17 protein-coding genes are annotated in these 15,993 nt (G+C 53.3%); all 17 read left to right on the top strand.

Annotated elements, in window-relative coordinates:
• The first annotated feature begins 78 nt into the window (after nt 1-78).
• A complete protein-coding gene (gene rho, locus CpATCC19410_RS09015) occupies nt 79-2,223 on the top strand; it encodes a transcription termination factor Rho (RefSeq protein WP_013241693.1) in 2,145 nt (714 codons plus the stop codon).
• Nucleotides 2,223-3,293, top strand: coding sequence for a peptide chain release factor 1 (gene prfA, locus CpATCC19410_RS09010; protein ID WP_013241694.1), 1,071 nt, complete (start codon nt 2,223-2,225; stop codon nt 3,291-3,293). Before rho ends, prfA begins: the two co-directional genes overlap by 1 nt.
• Before the next feature lie 9 nt (nt 3,294-3,302).
• Nucleotides 3,303-4,121 (top strand): peptide chain release factor N(5)-glutamine methyltransferase, encoded by an 819-nt coding sequence (prmC, locus tag CpATCC19410_RS09005; RefSeq protein WP_013241695.1) that lies wholly within the window; start codon nt 3,303-3,305, stop codon nt 4,119-4,121.
• 73 nt (nt 4,122-4,194) lie between these two features.
• Entirely contained in the window at nt 4,195-4,845 is a 651-nt protein-coding gene (locus tag CpATCC19410_RS09000; RefSeq protein ID WP_013241696.1) for an L-threonylcarbamoyladenylate synthase, read from the top strand.
• Nucleotides 4,846-6,000, top strand: coding sequence for an MraY family glycosyltransferase (locus CpATCC19410_RS08995; RefSeq protein ID WP_013241697.1), 1,155 nt, complete (start codon nt 4,846-4,848; stop codon nt 5,998-6,000).
• Between the two features lie 133 nt (nt 6,001-6,133).
• Nucleotides 6,134-6,568 carry a Cg1360 family ATP-synthase-associated protein gene (locus tag CpATCC19410_RS08990; protein WP_013241698.1) on the top strand — a complete coding sequence of 145 codons (435 nt, stop codon included), beginning with the start codon at nt 6,134-6,136 and terminating at the stop codon, nt 6,566-6,568.
• Between the two features lie 624 nt (nt 6,569-7,192).
• Complete coding sequence (atpB, locus tag CpATCC19410_RS08985) at nt 7,193-7,978, top strand: F0F1 ATP synthase subunit A (RefSeq protein WP_013241699.1); 786 nt, start codon at nt 7,193-7,195, stop codon at nt 7,976-7,978.
• 89 nt (nt 7,979-8,067) lie between these two features.
• Entirely contained in the window at nt 8,068-8,307 is a 240-nt protein-coding gene (locus tag CpATCC19410_RS08980) for an ATP synthase F0 subunit C (protein WP_013241700.1), read from the top strand.
• Nucleotides 8,308-8,340: 33 nt separating this feature from the next.
• Nucleotides 8,341-8,907, top strand: coding sequence for a F0F1 ATP synthase subunit B (locus CpATCC19410_RS08975; RefSeq protein WP_013241701.1), 567 nt, complete (start codon nt 8,341-8,343; stop codon nt 8,905-8,907).
• A 5-nt stretch (nt 8,908-8,912) separates the two neighbouring features.
• Nucleotides 8,913-9,734 carry a F0F1 ATP synthase subunit delta gene (locus tag CpATCC19410_RS08970; protein ID WP_013241702.1) on the top strand — a complete coding sequence of 274 codons (822 nt, stop codon included), beginning with the start codon at nt 8,913-8,915 and terminating at the stop codon, nt 9,732-9,734.
• Nucleotides 9,735-9,795: 61 nt separating this feature from the next.
• Nucleotides 9,796-11,424: a F0F1 ATP synthase subunit alpha gene (gene atpA / locus CpATCC19410_RS08965; protein ID WP_013241703.1), complete on the top strand. Its 1,629-nt coding sequence runs from the start codon at nt 9,796-9,798 to the stop codon at nt 11,422-11,424.
• A 55-nt stretch (nt 11,425-11,479) separates the two neighbouring features.
• Nucleotides 11,480-12,460 (top strand): F0F1 ATP synthase subunit gamma, encoded by a 981-nt coding sequence (locus CpATCC19410_RS08960; protein WP_013241704.1) that lies wholly within the window; start codon nt 11,480-11,482, stop codon nt 12,458-12,460.
• 3 nt (nt 12,461-12,463) lie between these two features.
• Nucleotides 12,464-13,909, top strand: a complete 1,446-nt coding sequence (gene atpD, locus CpATCC19410_RS08955) for a F0F1 ATP synthase subunit beta (RefSeq protein ID WP_014300624.1) — start codon at nt 12,464-12,466, stop codon at nt 13,907-13,909.
• Nucleotides 13,910-13,922: 13 nt separating this feature from the next.
• On the top strand, nt 13,923-14,294 hold the full coding sequence (locus CpATCC19410_RS08950; RefSeq protein ID WP_013241706.1) for a F0F1 ATP synthase subunit epsilon: 372 nt from the start codon (nt 13,923-13,925) through the stop codon (nt 14,292-14,294).
• Nucleotides 14,295-14,494: 200 nt separating this feature from the next.
• On the top strand, nt 14,495-14,989 hold the full coding sequence (locus CpATCC19410_RS08945; protein ID WP_014401121.1) for a DUF2550 domain-containing protein: 495 nt from the start codon (nt 14,495-14,497) through the stop codon (nt 14,987-14,989).
• Between the two features lie 18 nt (nt 14,990-15,007).
• On the top strand, nt 15,008-15,691 hold the full coding sequence (gene nucS / locus CpATCC19410_RS08940; protein WP_013241708.1) for an endonuclease NucS: 684 nt from the start codon (nt 15,008-15,010) through the stop codon (nt 15,689-15,691).
• Entirely contained in the window at nt 15,691-15,975 is a 285-nt protein-coding gene (locus CpATCC19410_RS08935) for an Rv1322 family protein (protein ID WP_013241709.1), read from the top strand. Before nucS ends, CpATCC19410_RS08935 begins: the two co-directional genes overlap by 1 nt.
• Nucleotides 15,976-15,993: the final 18 nt, after the last annotated feature.

Below are 15,993 nucleotides of genomic sequence, written 5' to 3'. Positions count from 1 at the left end.
TTCCAGTGGTGGTCACTTGGTTGAATACTTTTCCCGGTGACATCTTTTACCTCTGGTAAAGGCGATGAAAGGACATCTGTGACAACAACAGATAACGGCGCACAGCGTAATCTTGCTGCATTGCGTCTGCCCGAGCTGCGTAAGATCGCCGCTGAAATGGGTCTAAAAGGCACCTCTGCATTGCGCAAAGGTGATCTTATCGCCGCGATTAGCGGCGCGCAGGGGGGAAAAGCTGCACAGAGCGGGCATAGTGCCGCGCCTGCAGCAAAGCGTAATGCTCGAGCACAGGCTGCCCCCAAAGCAGAGAAAGACTCTGCACCTGTAGAAAACTCGGTTCCAGAAGTATCTAAGGAACAACAAGAAAAAGCTGACCAGGTTCCAGCTAAGGAGTCCAAGTCGCGTCGCCGTCGCGTTCTGAAGACCACAGGAACCATGGATTCAACTCATGAAACAGCTTCCAGTGAGCCTATTTCACAGGAATCCTCGCCAGCAGAGGAAGAAAAGCCACGGCGACGCCGTGTGACTCGTCGCGTAGAAGTTTCTTCGGAGAAGCGCGACCCTGCAGAGAATTCTCCGCAGGATAAAACGGATACGCCCAGCGAATCGAATGATGGTGTAGCACGAGTTTCCGAGAATGGCGATGCAGAGGATGAAAATCGCTATGAGTCGCGTTCGGCTGCTCGACGTGCTCGGCGTAATCGTGCTCGTCGGGAACACCGTGAAGACCGTCAGACGTCTCAGCGCGAGGACAATCACGCTGAGGGCGATCGATCTTCTAACGATGAGGAACAGCGCAAAGAAGCATCCGTTGATAACGTGAAGGCAACGGGGCGTCGAGAAGCCTCTGAACAGCAGGCTGCAGATCAGCCGCAAACTCGGGAAACTCGTGAGGGCTCTGAAAATGAGCATCCTCGTCAGCGCAATGGCCGTCACCATGAGCGTGGCGAGCGTGGGGATCGTAACCGTCGTAACCGCCGTAATCGTCGGGGTCGTGACCGCGACGATCATCGGGATAACTCCAACATTGAGCCCCGTGAAGACGAGGTTTTGCAGAACATCGCCGGCATCCTCGACATTGTGGATAGCAATGTCGCTTTCGTGCGGACCTCGGGCTATCATGCAGGCTCTGCAGATGTCTACGTTAACAACCAGATGATTCGTCGTTTGGGTTTACGTGCTGGCGATGCCATCACCGGACAGGTTCGGATGAACGGCGATAACAACCATGGCGGGCATCATGGGCATAATCGTGGACGCAACCGCCAAAAGTACAATCCGTTGGTTCGCGTTGAATCTGTCAACGGCATGTCCGTAGAAGAAGCTAAGGCTCGTCCGGACTTTTCTAAGCTCACTCCGCTGTACCCGAACCAGCGACTGCGTTTGGAAACAGAGCCGAAGATCCTTACCACTCGTGTGATCGACTTGATTATGCCTATCGGCAAAGGCCAGCGTGCGCTTATCGTGTCTCCGCCAAAAGCTGGTAAGACTACGATTTTGCAAAACATCGCTAATGCCATCGCCACGAATAATCCCGAGTGCTATTTGATGGTGGTGCTTGTCGACGAGCGCCCTGAAGAAGTCACCGACATGCAGCGCTCCGTCAAGGGTGAGGTTATTGCCTCTACCTTCGACCGTCCGCCAAGCGAGCACACTGCTGTAGCCGAGTTGGCAATCGAGCGTGCTAAACGACTCGTAGAACAAGGACAAGACGTTGTGGTGCTTCTAGATTCCATCACTCGCCTTGGCCGCGCTTATAACAACTCTTCGCCTGCTTCAGGTCGTATCCTGTCCGGTGGCGTGGATTCGAACGCCCTCTATCCTCCAAAGCGCTTCCTGGGTGCGGCTCGTAACATCGAAAATGGTGGTTCGCTGACCATCATTGCTACTGCAATGGTAGAAACTGGTTCTGCAGGCGACACCGTGATCTTTGAGGAGTTTAAGGGCACCGGCAACGCAGAGCTCAAACTGGACCGTAAGATCTCCGAGCGTCGAGTATTCCCCGCAGTAGACGTTAACCCGTCAGGAACTCGTAAGGACGAGCTGCTTTTGGTTCCTGAAGAAGCTCGCATCATGCATAAGTTGCGCAGGATTCTCGCAGCCTTGGACAACCAACAGGCCATCGACTTACTTATTAAGCAGCTTAAGAAGACCAAATCTAATGGTGAGTTCTTGATGCAGATCGCTTCAAGTGCGCCGATGGCTGCAGACGCCGAGGAGGAGTAATGGCCCAGGTATCAGCAGTCGATGACATCGTCTCGGAGTACCAGGGTATTGAAGCTCAGATGGCCGACCCGGAAACCATGGGCGACCAGATGTTGTTTCGGAAATTGTCTAAGCGTTACTCCGAGCTACAGCCGATCATCAATGTGAATAACAAGTTGGTGCAGGCCAGAGATGATTATGAAGTAGCTAAAGAGATGGCACACGAGGACCATGAATTCCAAGAAGAGGCAGCTCGCTTGGAAACTGAAGTTGTGGTTCTTGAAGAACAACTTGCGGATCTTCTCGCGCCTCGTGACCCACATGATGGCGATGACATCGTCATGGAGGTGAAAGCAGGCGCAGGTGGCGAGGAAGCTGCTTTGTTCGCCGGCGAGCTGGTGCGCATGTATCAGCGCTATGCGGATAAGCACGGCTTTGCTATCGAGGTTTTGGACTCCTCCGAGTCTGATTTGGGAGGTGTCAAGGATATGACTCTGTCTATCCGATCAAAGACGCCTTCTCGTGATGGAGCCTGGAGCGTGTTCAAATTTGAGGGCGGAGTCCATCGTGTGCAACGTGTTCCGGTTACAGAGTCTCAAGGCCGCATCCAAACCTCTGCCGCAGGTGTGCTGGTGTATCCAGAGCCTGACGAGGTAGCGGAGATTGAGATCGACGACAAAGATTTGCGTATCGACGTCTACCGTTCCTCCGGTAAGGGAGGTCAGGGTGTGAACACGACTGACTCTGCTGTGCGTATTACGCACCTTCCTACTGGTTTGGTTGTTACCTGTCAGAAGGAACGGTCACAGATTCAGAACAAAGCTCGAGCCATGCAGGTTCTCGCCGCGCGTCTGCAATCTATGGCTGAAGAACAAGCTGAGGCGGAAGCCGCCGAAGGGCGTGCTGCGCAGATTCGCACAATGGATCGTTCCGAGCGCATCCGTACATATAACTGGCCAGAGAACCGGATCTCCGATCACCGTATCGGTTTTAAGGCGAATAACCTTGACTCAGTGCTCAACGGTGAACTGGATGACCTGTTCACTGCACTACGGGCCGCAGAACGCGCGGAACGTCTGGAAGCTGAGTAAAGTAGTTTCGTGTTAATTACTTCTCTGAGAGACGCCGAGGCCACCCTGGAAGCAGCTGGGGTGGCCTCCCCGCGTAACGATGCTCAGATCATAGCTGCGCATCTTCTGGGGTGTACGCTCATGGAGCTTGGGTTGCGTATGCGCGAACCTACCCCGGATCAGTTTGAGGCGCTTGTTGCACGTCGCGCGCAACGTGAACCGTTACAGCACATCATAGGAAAAGCGTGGTTCGGTCCACTTATACTGAAAGTCGGCCCTGGAGTTTTTATCCCGCGTCCAGAAACAGAAGTGCTTGCTGATTGGGCTGTACAACAGCTTAGTGGCGGAGAAACAGTCGTGGACCTGTGTACCGGGTCGGGGGCTTTAGCGGCTTACGTCGCAACGCTCGTCCCTACGACAAAGGTTACTGCAGTGGAGCTTTCTCCTTCTGCTGCCCACTATGCCCAGGAAAATCTTCCTCCTAGCGTGAACCTAATCATTGGAGATGCAACAGATCCGAATGTGCTGAGGCCATTGATGGGAACTGTAGACGTGCTTGTAAGCAATCCTCCGTATGTGCCAGAAACGCCTGATCTTACTCCTGAGGTTTATTACGATCCGGCAATGGCCGTGTTCTCGGGTAAAGACGGGATGGACATGATCAAACTTTTGATTCCTGTGATCCATGAACTTTTGGCGCCCCATGGGAGAGTAGGGATAGAACATGATGATGCAACGTCCCTAGCCGTACTCCAAGAATTTCGCGCTCATGGCGGATTTGAAGAGATTACCGTTGTGAAGGATCTTACGGGTCGAAATCGATTTGTTACGGCGAGTAAGCTTCCTTAAAAAGAACGTAGTTGTGCCCGGACATCGGGAGAGATTATCCATCTCTACACCATAAGACGAAAGAAAATATATCGTGAGCAGAATTTATGACTGCAGTGATGCAAGTATTCGTAACGCTGCGCTCAAGGTAGCAAGTGACGCGGTCAAAGATGGTCGCCTTGTGGTGATGCCTACGGATACTCTCTACGGCATCGGCTGCGATGCGTTTGATAACAATGCGGTGGCAAAACTTCTGACCACCAAGCAGCGCGGTCCTGATATGCCTGTGCCCGTGCTAGTAGGAAGCTGGGATACAGCCCGCGGGCTTGTTCATTCCTACTCAGAACAGATGAGAACGCTTATAGAGGCATTCTGGCCAGGTGCCTTGAGTATCGTAGTTGCTCAAGCGCCGAGTTTGCAGTGGAACTTAGGCGACACTCGTGGCACAGTCATGCTGCGTATGCCGTTGCATCCTGTTGCAATTGAGCTCCTGCGGGAAACCGGTCCGATGGCGGTATCTTCGGCTAATGTTTCTGGGCAAAAGCCTGCCACTACGGCATTAGCCGCCCAAGAACAGCTGGGAGATGCCGTGAGTGCGTACCTTGATGGAGGCGCAACGCCAGTGGGCACGGCCTCAACGATTATTGATCTTTCTGGACCTTCGCCTCGAATTTTGCGAGAGGGCGCAATTAGCGCTGAACGCATTGCAGAGGTGCTGGATCTTGATGTGGAGATATTACGCTAAATGGGCGCTGGAGTTGCTGGTGTGCCAATGAGGGAGTTGGCGCTTGTCATTTTGGTGGCTGCTGCGCTGACGTACCTCACTACGGGCATTGTTCGTTATTCCATGGTCCGATCGGGCCGCATGGGAGAAATTCGTGAGCGTGACGTCCACACTCAACCGAAGCCTCGGCTGGGTGGCGTGGCAATGTTTACGGGGTTTCTTGGCGCAGTATTCCTTGCGGACCAGCTTCCAGCCTTGACCAGAGGGTTTCAGCCGATTACGCCAGAGATGAGTGCCGTGATTTGGGCTGGGGTAGTCATTGTTACCGTGGGGATTATTGATGATCTTTACGAGCTCGATGCCATAACCAAATTATTTGGGCAGATCCTTGGATCAGTTGTGATGAGTATTCTTGGTCTGACCTGGTCATTGCTTTATGTCCCTTTTGGTGGTGGCACCACCGTTATTCTTGATCAAGTTGCGTCAACCATAGTGACGGTCTTGTTTACGGTGACGCTGATTAACGCCATAAACTTTGTAGATGGACTCGACGGTCTGGCTGCAGGGCTCGGCATGATAGCAGGGCTTTCGATCCTGGTTTTCTCCATGACGGTGCTCCATGACCAAGGGGGCATGGTATCGGCCTATCCTCCGGCAATTATCGCGGCAGCTCTTGTGGGAATGTGTGCAGGCTTCCTTCCTCATAACTTTGAGCCGGCAAGAATTTTTATGGGGGATTCGGGTTCTATGCTGATTGGACTTTTGCTTGCGGCGGCATCCACCTCAGCGAGCGGAAAAATCGATATGAGTCTCTATGGAACCGTGGATGTTATCGCTCTTATGTCTCCGATCATTGTAGTGATTGCCGCTGTTTTTGTTCCTATGTTAGATCTGGTTATGGCCGTTGTCCGGCGAGTACGTAAAGGGCAATCTCCTTTTTCCGCAGATAAGATGCATCTGCATCATAGACTGTTATCTCTTGGGCATACTCATCGCCGTGTAGTGCTGGTTCTCTACTTATGGGTTTCCGTTGTAGCCTTTGGAGCGGTTTCATTTTCGATTGTGCCGCCTGTTGTCGCGGTCATCGGAATTGTGATCGCTATGTTTATAGCTTTCCTGGCCACGCGTGGCCCAGTGCGACGTGCTAACGAACTGGGAAAAGCTGTGCGGAAATGATGCCTCATGGCTAGGAAGCTAGGTTTTGTTATATGGCTTCGGCTGAGGCAAACGGATTTTGCATTGGCAAGGTAGCCCCATGATCAGCCGTAGTTTTCCTAAATAACTAGTGATCTAGATAGGATCTCAACTCGTGACTAATTTGAATCCCGGCCAAAGCGCTTCACCTTATGACGATCATCGGCGTCCATTGCTAAGGGCTCTGAAATATGGTTGCGGTGCGTTAACGCTAATAACTTTGGTCTCATTAGTGGCCTGGGGCTGGGCCCGGGATCTTCCTGGTATATGGGGAGTCCTGCTCGGTGCGGCTATTGGCGGTGGCTTTGTATTACTTACCGCCCTGAGCGTGTTGGTAACGTCAAATACCTCAGCTGCGACTACCGGAGCCATAGTGCTGGGGGGATGGCTACTGAAGATCGTTGTTCTTATTATTGTTCTGGTGAGCATCCGAGGTGTGGATTTTTATGATAAATACGCATTTCTTGTCACACTCGTTCTTGCATTGGTTGTGGTGCTTGCGTGTGAAGTCTGGGGTGTGATTACTTCAAAGGTGACTTATGTGAGCTAAGGGCTGTAGCCCTTTGGGTAGCCAAAGAATCTTGTGTGGTTGTTTGTTGGGGCTATTTCGCGCTAGAAAATTTCTATCGTGGAATAGCCCCGTTTTGTACTGTAATCAAACAGTATTTTGTTTTGCGCGCAGACTTTTGTCAGCTTGCCTAGGCGGGAGGCTCTGGCGCAGCTTTTTTCGGCGGGTTTGGTGGGGGAGATAAAAGGCAAGGAAGCGACTATAAAGTTATCCTCTTTCCCTGAATCTGGTGGGGTGGAATGGCATGCGCATGTGTGGGTAGGGGGGGCAGGGGTAGTACCCCTAAGAACATACAGTGATTGACGTCACAATTCTGCATTTTCCCCGCTTATTGCCTTAATTAAAGTTTCTGACATCAAGGGGGTGTTTATAGGACTGGGCTATATGGGAAAATCAATGAACTGCCTGATAGGGTAATCCGCGGGTTGCTTAAGTTTGCGGTTGTAAGCTTTTAAGCGAGATCCCCTGCGATCGCCATGCTGATGTGCGACGGAGTCCGTGGTGGTCGCAGAGAGTTTTCAGACGTCCATCGCACCGCACACTCGCTTGAGCGGGTAATATGCGGCCCGAACGCGGGAGAGAACGCTGAGCGTTACAACATTGGCCATGAAGGGCGAATTTCACGCGCCCTCCTTGGATCACGAATTTTTCCCGGATCCCATCTGGTTCGCCGACGTTGCGAACGGCTGGTTCACAATCGACCGTCTGATGTTCGTCCGCCTGCTTATGGCGCTTGTCCTCGTAATATTCTTTGTAGTCGCTATGCGTAACCCGAAGCTGGTTCCTTCGGGTCTCCAGAACTGCGCTGAGTATCTTTTGGACTTTGTCCGAATCCACATTGCAGAAGATATTTTGGGGAAGAAGGAAGGCAACCGGTTCCTGCCGGTTATCGCCACCATCTTCTTCATCGTCTTGTTCTGCAACCTTCCTTCGGTCATCCCGTTCCTAAACATTTCGCCTAACGCGCGCATTGGTATGCCGCTCGTTCTGGCACTGTTTGGTTACATTGCGTTTATTTATGCAGGTGCGAAGCGCTACGGCTTCTTCAAGTACATCAAGTCATCGGTGGTCATCCCTAACCTTCCTCCGATCTTGCATCTACTTGTCGTGCCCCTCGAGTTTTTCTCGACCTTCGTTCTGCGTCCGGCCACGCTGACCCTGCGTCTTATGGCCAACATGCTCGCAGGACACATCATTTTGGTTCTGTTGTTCTCTGCTACGAACTTCTTCTTCTGGCAGCTGAATGGTTGGACCGCGCTGTCTGCCGTGACACTCGTCGCGGGGATTGCGTTCACGCTGTTCGAGCTTTTGGTGATTTTCCTTCAGGCTTATATTTTTGCCCTGTTGTCCGCCGTATATCTTGAACTGTCGCTGCACGCCGACGAACACTGACCCCGCAGAACCGCGGATCATAATTCTCGAAATATTGACACTCAGCCCCGTGATTTACATGGGGCACTTAGAAAGGGAACGAACCTCTCATGAACGAAGCCATCCTCGCTGCATCTGACACCGCAGTTTCCGGCTCCATCGCAACCGTTGGTTACGGCCTTGCTACCATCGGCCCGGGCCTCGGCATCGGTATCCTCGTTGGTAAGGCACTCGAGGGCATGGCTCGCCAGCCTGAGATGGCCGGCCAGCTCCGTACCACCATGTTCCTCGGTATCGCTTTCGTCGAGGCTCTTGCCCTCATCGGTCTGGTTGCAGGCTTCATCCTTTAATTCCTCCAACCACCCGAAACGAAAGCCGAGATTATGACGGACGTCATTAATTACCTCGCTGAGGCTCAAGAATTGCCGCTGGAGGAATCCCCCAGCGTTCTTTTGCCTGCCAGCTACGACATCGTCTGGTCGCTCGTCGTGCTCGTAATCGTCTCGATCCTATTTAAGAAGTTCGTTCTTCCTAAATATCGAGAAGTCCTGACTGAGCGTGAGGACCGGATCAAGGGGGGCATTCAGCGTGCAGAGGCTGCACAGGCTGAAGCTAAGGCAGCTCTTGAAAAGTACAATGCTCAGCTCGCAGAGGCACGAGCCGAAGCAGCAGAGATCCGTGAGGATGCCCGCGCAAAGGGCAAGCAGATCGAAGCTGATATGAAGGCAAAAGCCACCGAAGAGAGCAACCGTATCATCGAGTCCGGTGAGAAGCAGTTGGCCGCTCAGCGTGAGCAGGTCGTCGAAGAGCTTCGCCGCGAGATGGGCCAGAACTCGATTAGCCTTGCCGAGCGCCTTCTAGGAGACCAGCTCTCCGATGACGTGAAGCGTTCTGGCACGATCGACAAGTTCTTGGCTGAACTCGACACCGTGTCTCCGGCAGGGAAGTGAGCACTATGCACGCAGCGAGCCGCGACGCACTAGCACGCGTGATCTCTCACCTAGATGTAGCTTTGTGGGAGGCCAAAGAAAACGCAATCGCTACTGCAGCGCAGACGGGCGCTGAGCTTTTCGACGTCGTAGATGCTTTGGACAGCGAGCGTGGATTGCGCATCGCCGTCGCAGATGCATCCACGACGGCCGACCAGCGTATCGGTTTGGTTTCTGCTGTGTTCGCCGGAAAGGTTTCGCCTGCTACCCTCGAAGTGCTGATTTCTGCAGCACGCGAGTTGTGGTCTAATCCTCGCGAATTCCGCGCAGGCTTGATTACCTTGGGTCGCCGGGCACTCCTGAGGTCAGCTGAAGGACAAGGACAGCTAAAACAGGTTGAAGACGAGCTCTTCCGCTTGTCTCGGATCCTGGAAAAGGAATCCGAGTTGACGCTGCTTCTTGATGACCGCAGCGCGGACCGTACGAGGAAGCGTGAACTGCTGGCGAAGGTGCTATATGGCAAGGTCACGGCTGTGACTGAGGCCCTTGCACTTCAGGTTATTGGTCGCCGTGAATCCAACGCCATCGATGACATCAACGCTTTGTCCAAGGAAGCGGCTGCATTACAAGGCCGTTCCGTTGCGCATGTTGTCTCTGCTGGTCCGTTGAACGATGAGCAAAACCAGGCACTGGTACAGAAACTAGAGCGCATTTATGGTCGTGCGATGAGCATCCACTCTGAGGTTGATCCCAGCCTCCTCGGTGGACTGATCATCCGAGTCGGCAACGAAGTCATCGATGGATCTACCTCGGGCAAGCTCGAGCGTCTCCGTGCGAGCCTCGTATAGCCAGACACGACGAAACAATTAATTAATAATGCTGGAAGAAACAACCGAGAGCAGGAAGAACATGGCGGAGCTTACGATCTCCTCCGATGAGATCCGTAGCGCGATTGCGAACTACACCTCGAGCTACTCCGCGGAGGCCTCCCGTGAGGAGGTCGGCGTGGTCATTTCCGCAGCTGATGGTATTGCCCAGGTATCTGGTCTGCCTTCAGTCATGGCAAATGAGCTCCTTGAGTTCCCCGGCGGCGTCATCGGCGTCGCACAGAACCTTGATACTGATCACATCGGTGTTGTGGTTTTGGGTAACTATGAATCTCTTAAAGAAGGCGACGAAGTAAAGCGGACGGGCGAGGTTCTCTCGATCCCTGTCGGCGACAACTTCCTTGGTCGCGTTATCAACCCCCTTGGCCAGCCGATTGATGGACTCGGCGCCATCGAAGCAGAAGAACAGCGCGTTCTTGAGCTTCAGGCCCCCTCTGTGCTGCAGCGTCAGCCAGTTGAGGAGCCGATGCAGACTGGTATCAAGGCTATTGATGCAATGACTCCGATCGGTCGTGGCCAGCGTCAGCTAGTTATTGGCGACCGTAAAACCGGCAAGACTGCCGTATGCATCGATACAATCCTGAACCAGAAGGCAAACTGGGAGTCCGGCGACAAGACCAAGCAGGTTCGTTGTATTTACGTTGCTATTGGTCAGAAAGGCTCCACCATTGCAGCCGTCCGTAAGACTCTTGAAGAGCAGGGCGCTCTGGAATACACCACTATTGTGGCTGCTCCAGCTTCTGATTCTGCGGGCTTCAAATGGCTCGCCCCATTCGCAGGTGCAGCTCTAGGCCAGCACTGGATGTACCAGGGCAACCACGTCTTGGTGATCTATGATGATTTGACCAAGCAGGCTGAGGCATACCGCGCAATTTCGTTGCTGCTTCGCCGCCCGCCGGGACGCGAAGCTTACCCAGGCGACGTCTTCTACCTCCACTCTCGTCTCTTGGAGCGTGCTGCAAAGCTTTCCGACGAGATGGGCGCAGGCTCGATGACGGCACTTCCGATCATTGAAACCAAGGCTAACGACGTCTCCGCCTTTATTCCTACCAACGTGATTTCGATTACCGATGGTCAGGTATTCCTTGAGTCCGACCTGTTTAACCAGGGTGTTCGCCCCGCTATTAACGTCGGCGTTTCCGTCTCTCGTGTCGGTGGCGCGGCTCAGACCAAGGGTATGAAAAAGGTTTCTGGCTCTCTTCGTCTCGACCTCGCCGCATACCGCGACCTCGAGGCGTTTGCTACCTTCGCATCTGATCTTGATGCTGCCTCTAAGGCCCAACTGGATCGCGGTGCACGTCTCGTTGAACTGCTTAAGCAGGCCGAGAACGCTCCGCAGCCGGTTGAACACCAGATCGTCTCTATCTGGCTTGCAGGCAATGGACACTTTGATAACGTTCCCGTCGAGGATGTCCGTCGCTTCGAGTCCGAGTTGATTGAGTACCTCCACAGCACCGCTCCACAGGTCTTTGAACAGATTGCGGGCGGAACTCAGCTATCTGAGGAGTCTCAGACAACCTTGGTTTCCGCAACAGAGACGTTCAAGCGTACGTTCCAGACCACCGCCGGCACAGTCGTGATCAACGAACCTGAGGTCGAGGCTTTGCCTGCAGACCAGGTTAAGAAGAACACGCTGTCGGTCAAGAAGTAAGGCGTAAAAGCCTGAACCATGACCACACAAGGAAAAGAAGGGAGGCGAAAGACCCATGGCTAATCTTCGTGAGCTACGCGACCGAATCCGGTCCGTCAACTCTACTAAGAAGATCACCAAGGCCCAGGAGCTGATTGCGACTTCGCGTATCACTAAAGCTCAAGCACGGGTCGAGGCTTCACAGCCTTACGCCACCGAGATCCATAAGGTGATGGAACGTCTGGCCGCAGCTAGCTCTTTGGATCACCCGATGCTGCACGAGCGTGAAGACGGCAAGCGCGCCGCCGTGCTCGTGATCTCGAGTGATCGTGGCATGGCTGGTGGCTATAACTACAACGTGTTCAAGAAGGCAGCTGAGCTTATTAAGCTGCTTGAAGACAACGGCTACGAGGTAGTTCGCTACGTTACTGGTAACAAAGCTGTCGGCTACTATAAGTTCCGTGGCGAGGACGTCGCAGGCGCATGGACCGGTTTCTCTCAGGATCCATCTTGGGAAGAGACCCATAGTGTGCGTCGTCATCTCATCGATGGTTTTATCGCCGGATCGAAAGGTACTGCAAAATACCGCGAGGGTCTAAACACAGGTGAGGGCGACCCCATCCAAGGTTTCGACCAAGTTCACGTTGTGTATACCGAGTTTGAATCCATGCTGGTTCAGACCGCGCGTGTTCAGCAGCTGCTTCCGATTGAACCGGTCATTGAGACCGAGGAAATTAAGATCAGCGATGAAGGCATTTTGCAGAATGCAGGAGAACCTACTCCAGACGTTGAGTTTGAGCCAGACGCAGATACTCTGCTTGAGGCGATGCTTCCGCAGTACGTTTCTCGTAGCTTGTTTGCTATGTTCCTCGAAGCGGCAGCTGCTGAGTCGGCGTCACGTCGTAACGCAATGAAGTCTGCGACAGACAACGCAACGGCCCTTGTAAAGGATCTATCGCGTGTTGCTAACCAGGCGCGTCAGGCACAAATCACCCAGGAAATCACAGAGATCGTCGGCGGCGCTAGCGCGCTCGGCGATAGCGGAGAAAGTGACTAGATTATGACCACAGCTCTTGAAGAGCAGAACACGCAGCAGGCGGCTATCGCCGGCCGCGTCGTGCGCGTCATCGGTCCGGTCGTCGACGTGGAATTCCCGCGTGGCGAGTTGCCGGCACTGTTTAACGCGCTGACTGTCGAGGTCACCCTCGAAGCAGTCGCTAAAACCATTACCCTTGAGGTTGCTCAGCACCTCGGCGATAACTTGGTACGTGCCGTTTCCATGGCCCCGACCGATGGTCTCGTTCGTGGTGCTGTAGTTACTGATAGCGGTAAGCCGATCTCAGTTCCCGTTGGTGACGTAGTCAAGGGACACGTCTTCAATGCTCTGGGTGATTGCCTTGATGAGCCAGGTCTTGGCCGTGATGGTGAGCAGTGGGGTATCCACCGCGACCCACCACCTTTTGACCAGCTTGAGGGCAAGACCGAGATTCTGGAGACCGGTATTAAGGTCATTGACCTGCTAACCCCGTACGTTAAGGGTGGCAAGATTGGTCTATTCGGTGGCGCAGGTGTGGGTAAGACCGTTCTTATCCAGGAGATGATCACCCGTATTGCTCGCGAGTTCTCTGGTACCTCGGTGTTCGCAGGCGTGGGCGAGCGTACTCGTGAGGGCACCGACCTCTTCCTAGAAATGGAAGAGATGGGTGTTCTACAGGACACCGCCCTTGTGTTCGGCCAGATGGATGAGCCCCCAGGAGTCCGTATGCGCGTGGCTCTGTCCGGTCTGACCATGGCGGAGTACTTCCGCGATGTACAGCACCAGGACGTGCTTCTGTTTATTGACAACATCTTCCGCTTTACCCAGGCAGGTTCTGAGGTTTCTACCCTCCTAGGCCGTATGCCTTCTGCCGTGGGTTATCAGCCAACGTTGGCAGACGAGATGGGTGTTCTGCAGGAGCGCATTACCTCTACTAAGGGTAAGTCGATCACGTCTCTTCAGGCTGTTTACGTGCCTGCCGACGACTACACCGATCCTGCTCCGGCTACCACCTTCGCTCACCTCGATGCGACGACGGAGCTCGACCGCGCTATTGCTTCTAAGGGCATCTACCCCGCAGTGAACCCGCTGACATCTACGTCTCGTATCCTCGAGCCGGGTGTTGTCGGTGAGCGCCACTATGAGGTAGCTCAGCGCGTTATCCACATCCTGCAGAAGAACAAGGAACTCCAGGACATCATTGCCATCCTTGGTATGGACGAGCTGTCTGAAGAGGACAAGATTACTGTCCAGCGTGCGCGTCGTCTTGAGCGTTTCTTGGGTCAGAACTTCTTCGTGGCAGAGAAGTTCACTGGTATCCCAGGTTCTTATGTTCCTCTGGCTCACACCATCGAGGCATTCGAGCGTATCTGCAACGGCGACTTTGACCACTACCCAGAGCAGGCCTTCAACGGTCTGGGTGGCTTGGATGACGTCGAGGCTGCTTACAAGAAGATGACCGAGAAGTAGGGGAGGCAAGCACATGGCTGACATCACCGTGGAATTGGTTTCCGTGGAGCGCATGTTGTGGTCTGGTCAGGCCAGCATCGTCACCGCGCAGACCACTGAGGGTGAGATCGGCGTGCTGCCAGGTCATGAGCCCATGCTCGGCCAGCTGGTCGACAACGGCGTTGTGACCATTCGTCCTGTAAGCGGCGACAAGCTCGTTGCAGCCGTGCAGGGTGGTTTCCTCTCCATTTCTAAGGAAAAGGTCACCATCCTCGCGGAATATGCAGTATGGGCTGATGAGGTTAACGCCTCCGAGTCTGAGTCCCATCTGCAGGATGACGACGCTATCGAAAAAGCTCGTGCTCAGGCCGAGCTGAAGGCGCTTCGTCGTAAGGAACAGTCCTAGGATTAGGGCAGTAGCCCTCCTCACTTAAAGTTTTATGGCCTCTCCGCTTGCCGGGGAGGCCATAATGCTTTGTATGGCAACTTTTTGATAAATCTCTTGAGCTGGTATTAGGTTGGAGTTTTTTGCTTTAACAAGATATTCAGTTTGTACAGGGTGTGAACCGTTGTAGGATGTTAAACAAAACTCAGACGTAGCGCTGTGTGGTAGTGGCAGATGTGGAGCGTATGATGTCGATCGTCCTATGGATTATCTTGGTGGTCATCGTTCTCGTCATGCTGCTTGCCGCATGGCGTTTTTTAGTTGTTCGTAGTGAAGGCTCGGCGGTTGTGATTAGAAGACTTCCAGCTGACACAGGACGCCGCTGGAGGCATGGGTCGATGCGTTACAGGGGCGAAACTCTTGAGTATTTTAAGTTGCGGTCTCTGTTTCCTAAAGCGGATCTGATTATTAATCGGCAAGACGTGGATTACATGGGAGCACGCGAACTTGACCCCAGCGAGATTCGCCTTTTAGCTGACGGCGCCACTGTACACTCTTTGAAGGTTCGGGGGGTGCGTTATGAAATCGCGCTTGATAATGCATATTCTATGGGACTCGTCTCATGGCTAGAGTCTGCCCCTAGTCGCAGGTTAGAGCGTATGGATCATACTACTTTACAGAATAAGATCGGCCGGAGTAAGCGTCGCGATCGGTGACAGGCTAGTCTATGGAACATGCGTTTAGTCATAGCCCGTTGTTCGGTTGATTATATTGGTCGATTAGAAGCACATTTGCCGCTAGCCGATCGTCTTTTAATGGTAAAGGCCGATGGGTCTGTATCTATTCACGCGGATGATCGGGCATATAAACCGCTCAATTGGATGACTCCCCCGTGTACGCTAACGGAAACAATTGTGGAAGAAGATGGCGCAAATGTTGCGTTGTGGATTGTAGAAAACAAGAAGGGGGAGCAGCTTCGCATTACCGTCGAGGCTGTTCACTCGGATTTGTATTATGAGCTGGGTGAAGACCCTGGCCTGCAAAAGGATGGTGTAGAGGCACATCTACAAGAACTTTTAGCAGAGCACATTGAGACCTTGGGAGAAGGATATTCTCTTGTACGTCGGGAGTATCCCACGCCGATCGGACCGGTGGATATTTTGTGCCGAGACTCTGATGGGTTGAACGTTGCTGTGGAGATCAAACGTCGTGGGGGAATCGACGGAGTAGAGCAGCTTACACGCTATTTGGAGCTACTTAATCGCGATGAATTATTAGCCCCAGTCACAGGAGTTTTTGCCGCACAGCAAATCAAGCCGCAGGCACGTACATTGGCAGAAGACCGTGGAATCCGCTGCGTTGTCCTGGACTATGACAATTTGCGTGGGATTGAATCTCCAGAACTCAGGCTGTTCTGATGGGCAGGCGGAATCGGCGTGCTATTTCCGAGGTTCGCGCGTTACCCAGAGACGGCGCTAGTTTCTATGGAACCCAGGCGGTTGAAGGCCCATCGTGGACGCACGGTGAGATTTATATGATGCGGCATATGGGTTCGCATGCAGCCACCAAATTTTATATTTGTCCGGGTTGTAACCAGAACATCCCTCCGGGAATAGCTCACATTGTCGCGTGGCCCAAAGACACCGGGCGTGGTGCCGATGATCGGCGTCATTGGCATAGATCGTGCTGGGAACGTCGATAAGCAAAAAGAGCTAGGCAG

Origin of the sequence: Corynebacterium pseudotuberculosis, assembly GCF_002155265.1 — a bacterium.
In the GTDB taxonomy this organism is placed as follows: Bacteria; Actinomycetota; Actinomycetes; order Mycobacteriales; family Mycobacteriaceae; genus Corynebacterium; species Corynebacterium pseudotuberculosis.
The sequence above is the reverse complement of the archived record's forward strand: the minus strand, read 5'-3'. Positions and strand labels throughout refer to the sequence as shown.

What these genes read in the sequence shown, in the direction of transcription:
- CpATCC19410_RS08960 (WP_013241704.1), top strand. Translation starts at nt 11,480, where the DNA reads ATGGCTAATCTTCGTGAGCTACGCGACCGAATCCGGTCCGTCAACTCT.
- CpATCC19410_RS08970 (WP_013241702.1), top strand. Translation starts at nt 8,913, where the DNA reads ATGCACGCAGCGAGCCGCGACGCACTAGCACGCGTGATCTCTCACCTA.
- atpA (WP_013241703.1), top strand. Translation starts at nt 9,796, where the DNA reads ATGGCGGAGCTTACGATCTCCTCCGATGAGATCCGTAGCGCGATTGCG.
- prfA (WP_013241694.1), top strand. Translation starts at nt 2,223, where the DNA reads ATGGCCCAGGTATCAGCAGTCGATGACATCGTCTCGGAGTACCAGGGT.
- CpATCC19410_RS08935 (WP_013241709.1), top strand. Translation starts at nt 15,691, where the DNA reads ATGGGCAGGCGGAATCGGCGTGCTATTTCCGAGGTTCGCGCGTTACCC.
- atpB (WP_013241699.1), top strand. Translation starts at nt 7,193, where the DNA reads ATGAAGGGCGAATTTCACGCGCCCTCCTTGGATCACGAATTTTTCCCG.
- CpATCC19410_RS08975 (WP_013241701.1), top strand. Translation starts at nt 8,341, where the DNA reads ATGACGGACGTCATTAATTACCTCGCTGAGGCTCAAGAATTGCCGCTG.
- atpD (WP_014300624.1), top strand. Translation starts at nt 12,464, where the DNA reads ATGACCACAGCTCTTGAAGAGCAGAACACGCAGCAGGCGGCTATCGCC.
- CpATCC19410_RS08980 (WP_013241700.1), top strand. Translation starts at nt 8,068, where the DNA reads ATGAACGAAGCCATCCTCGCTGCATCTGACACCGCAGTTTCCGGCTCC.
- nucS (WP_013241708.1), top strand. Translation starts at nt 15,008, where the DNA reads ATGCGTTTAGTCATAGCCCGTTGTTCGGTTGATTATATTGGTCGATTA.
- CpATCC19410_RS08995 (WP_013241697.1), top strand. Translation starts at nt 4,846, where the DNA reads ATGGGCGCTGGAGTTGCTGGTGTGCCAATGAGGGAGTTGGCGCTTGTC.
- CpATCC19410_RS08950 (WP_013241706.1), top strand. Translation starts at nt 13,923, where the DNA reads ATGGCTGACATCACCGTGGAATTGGTTTCCGTGGAGCGCATGTTGTGG.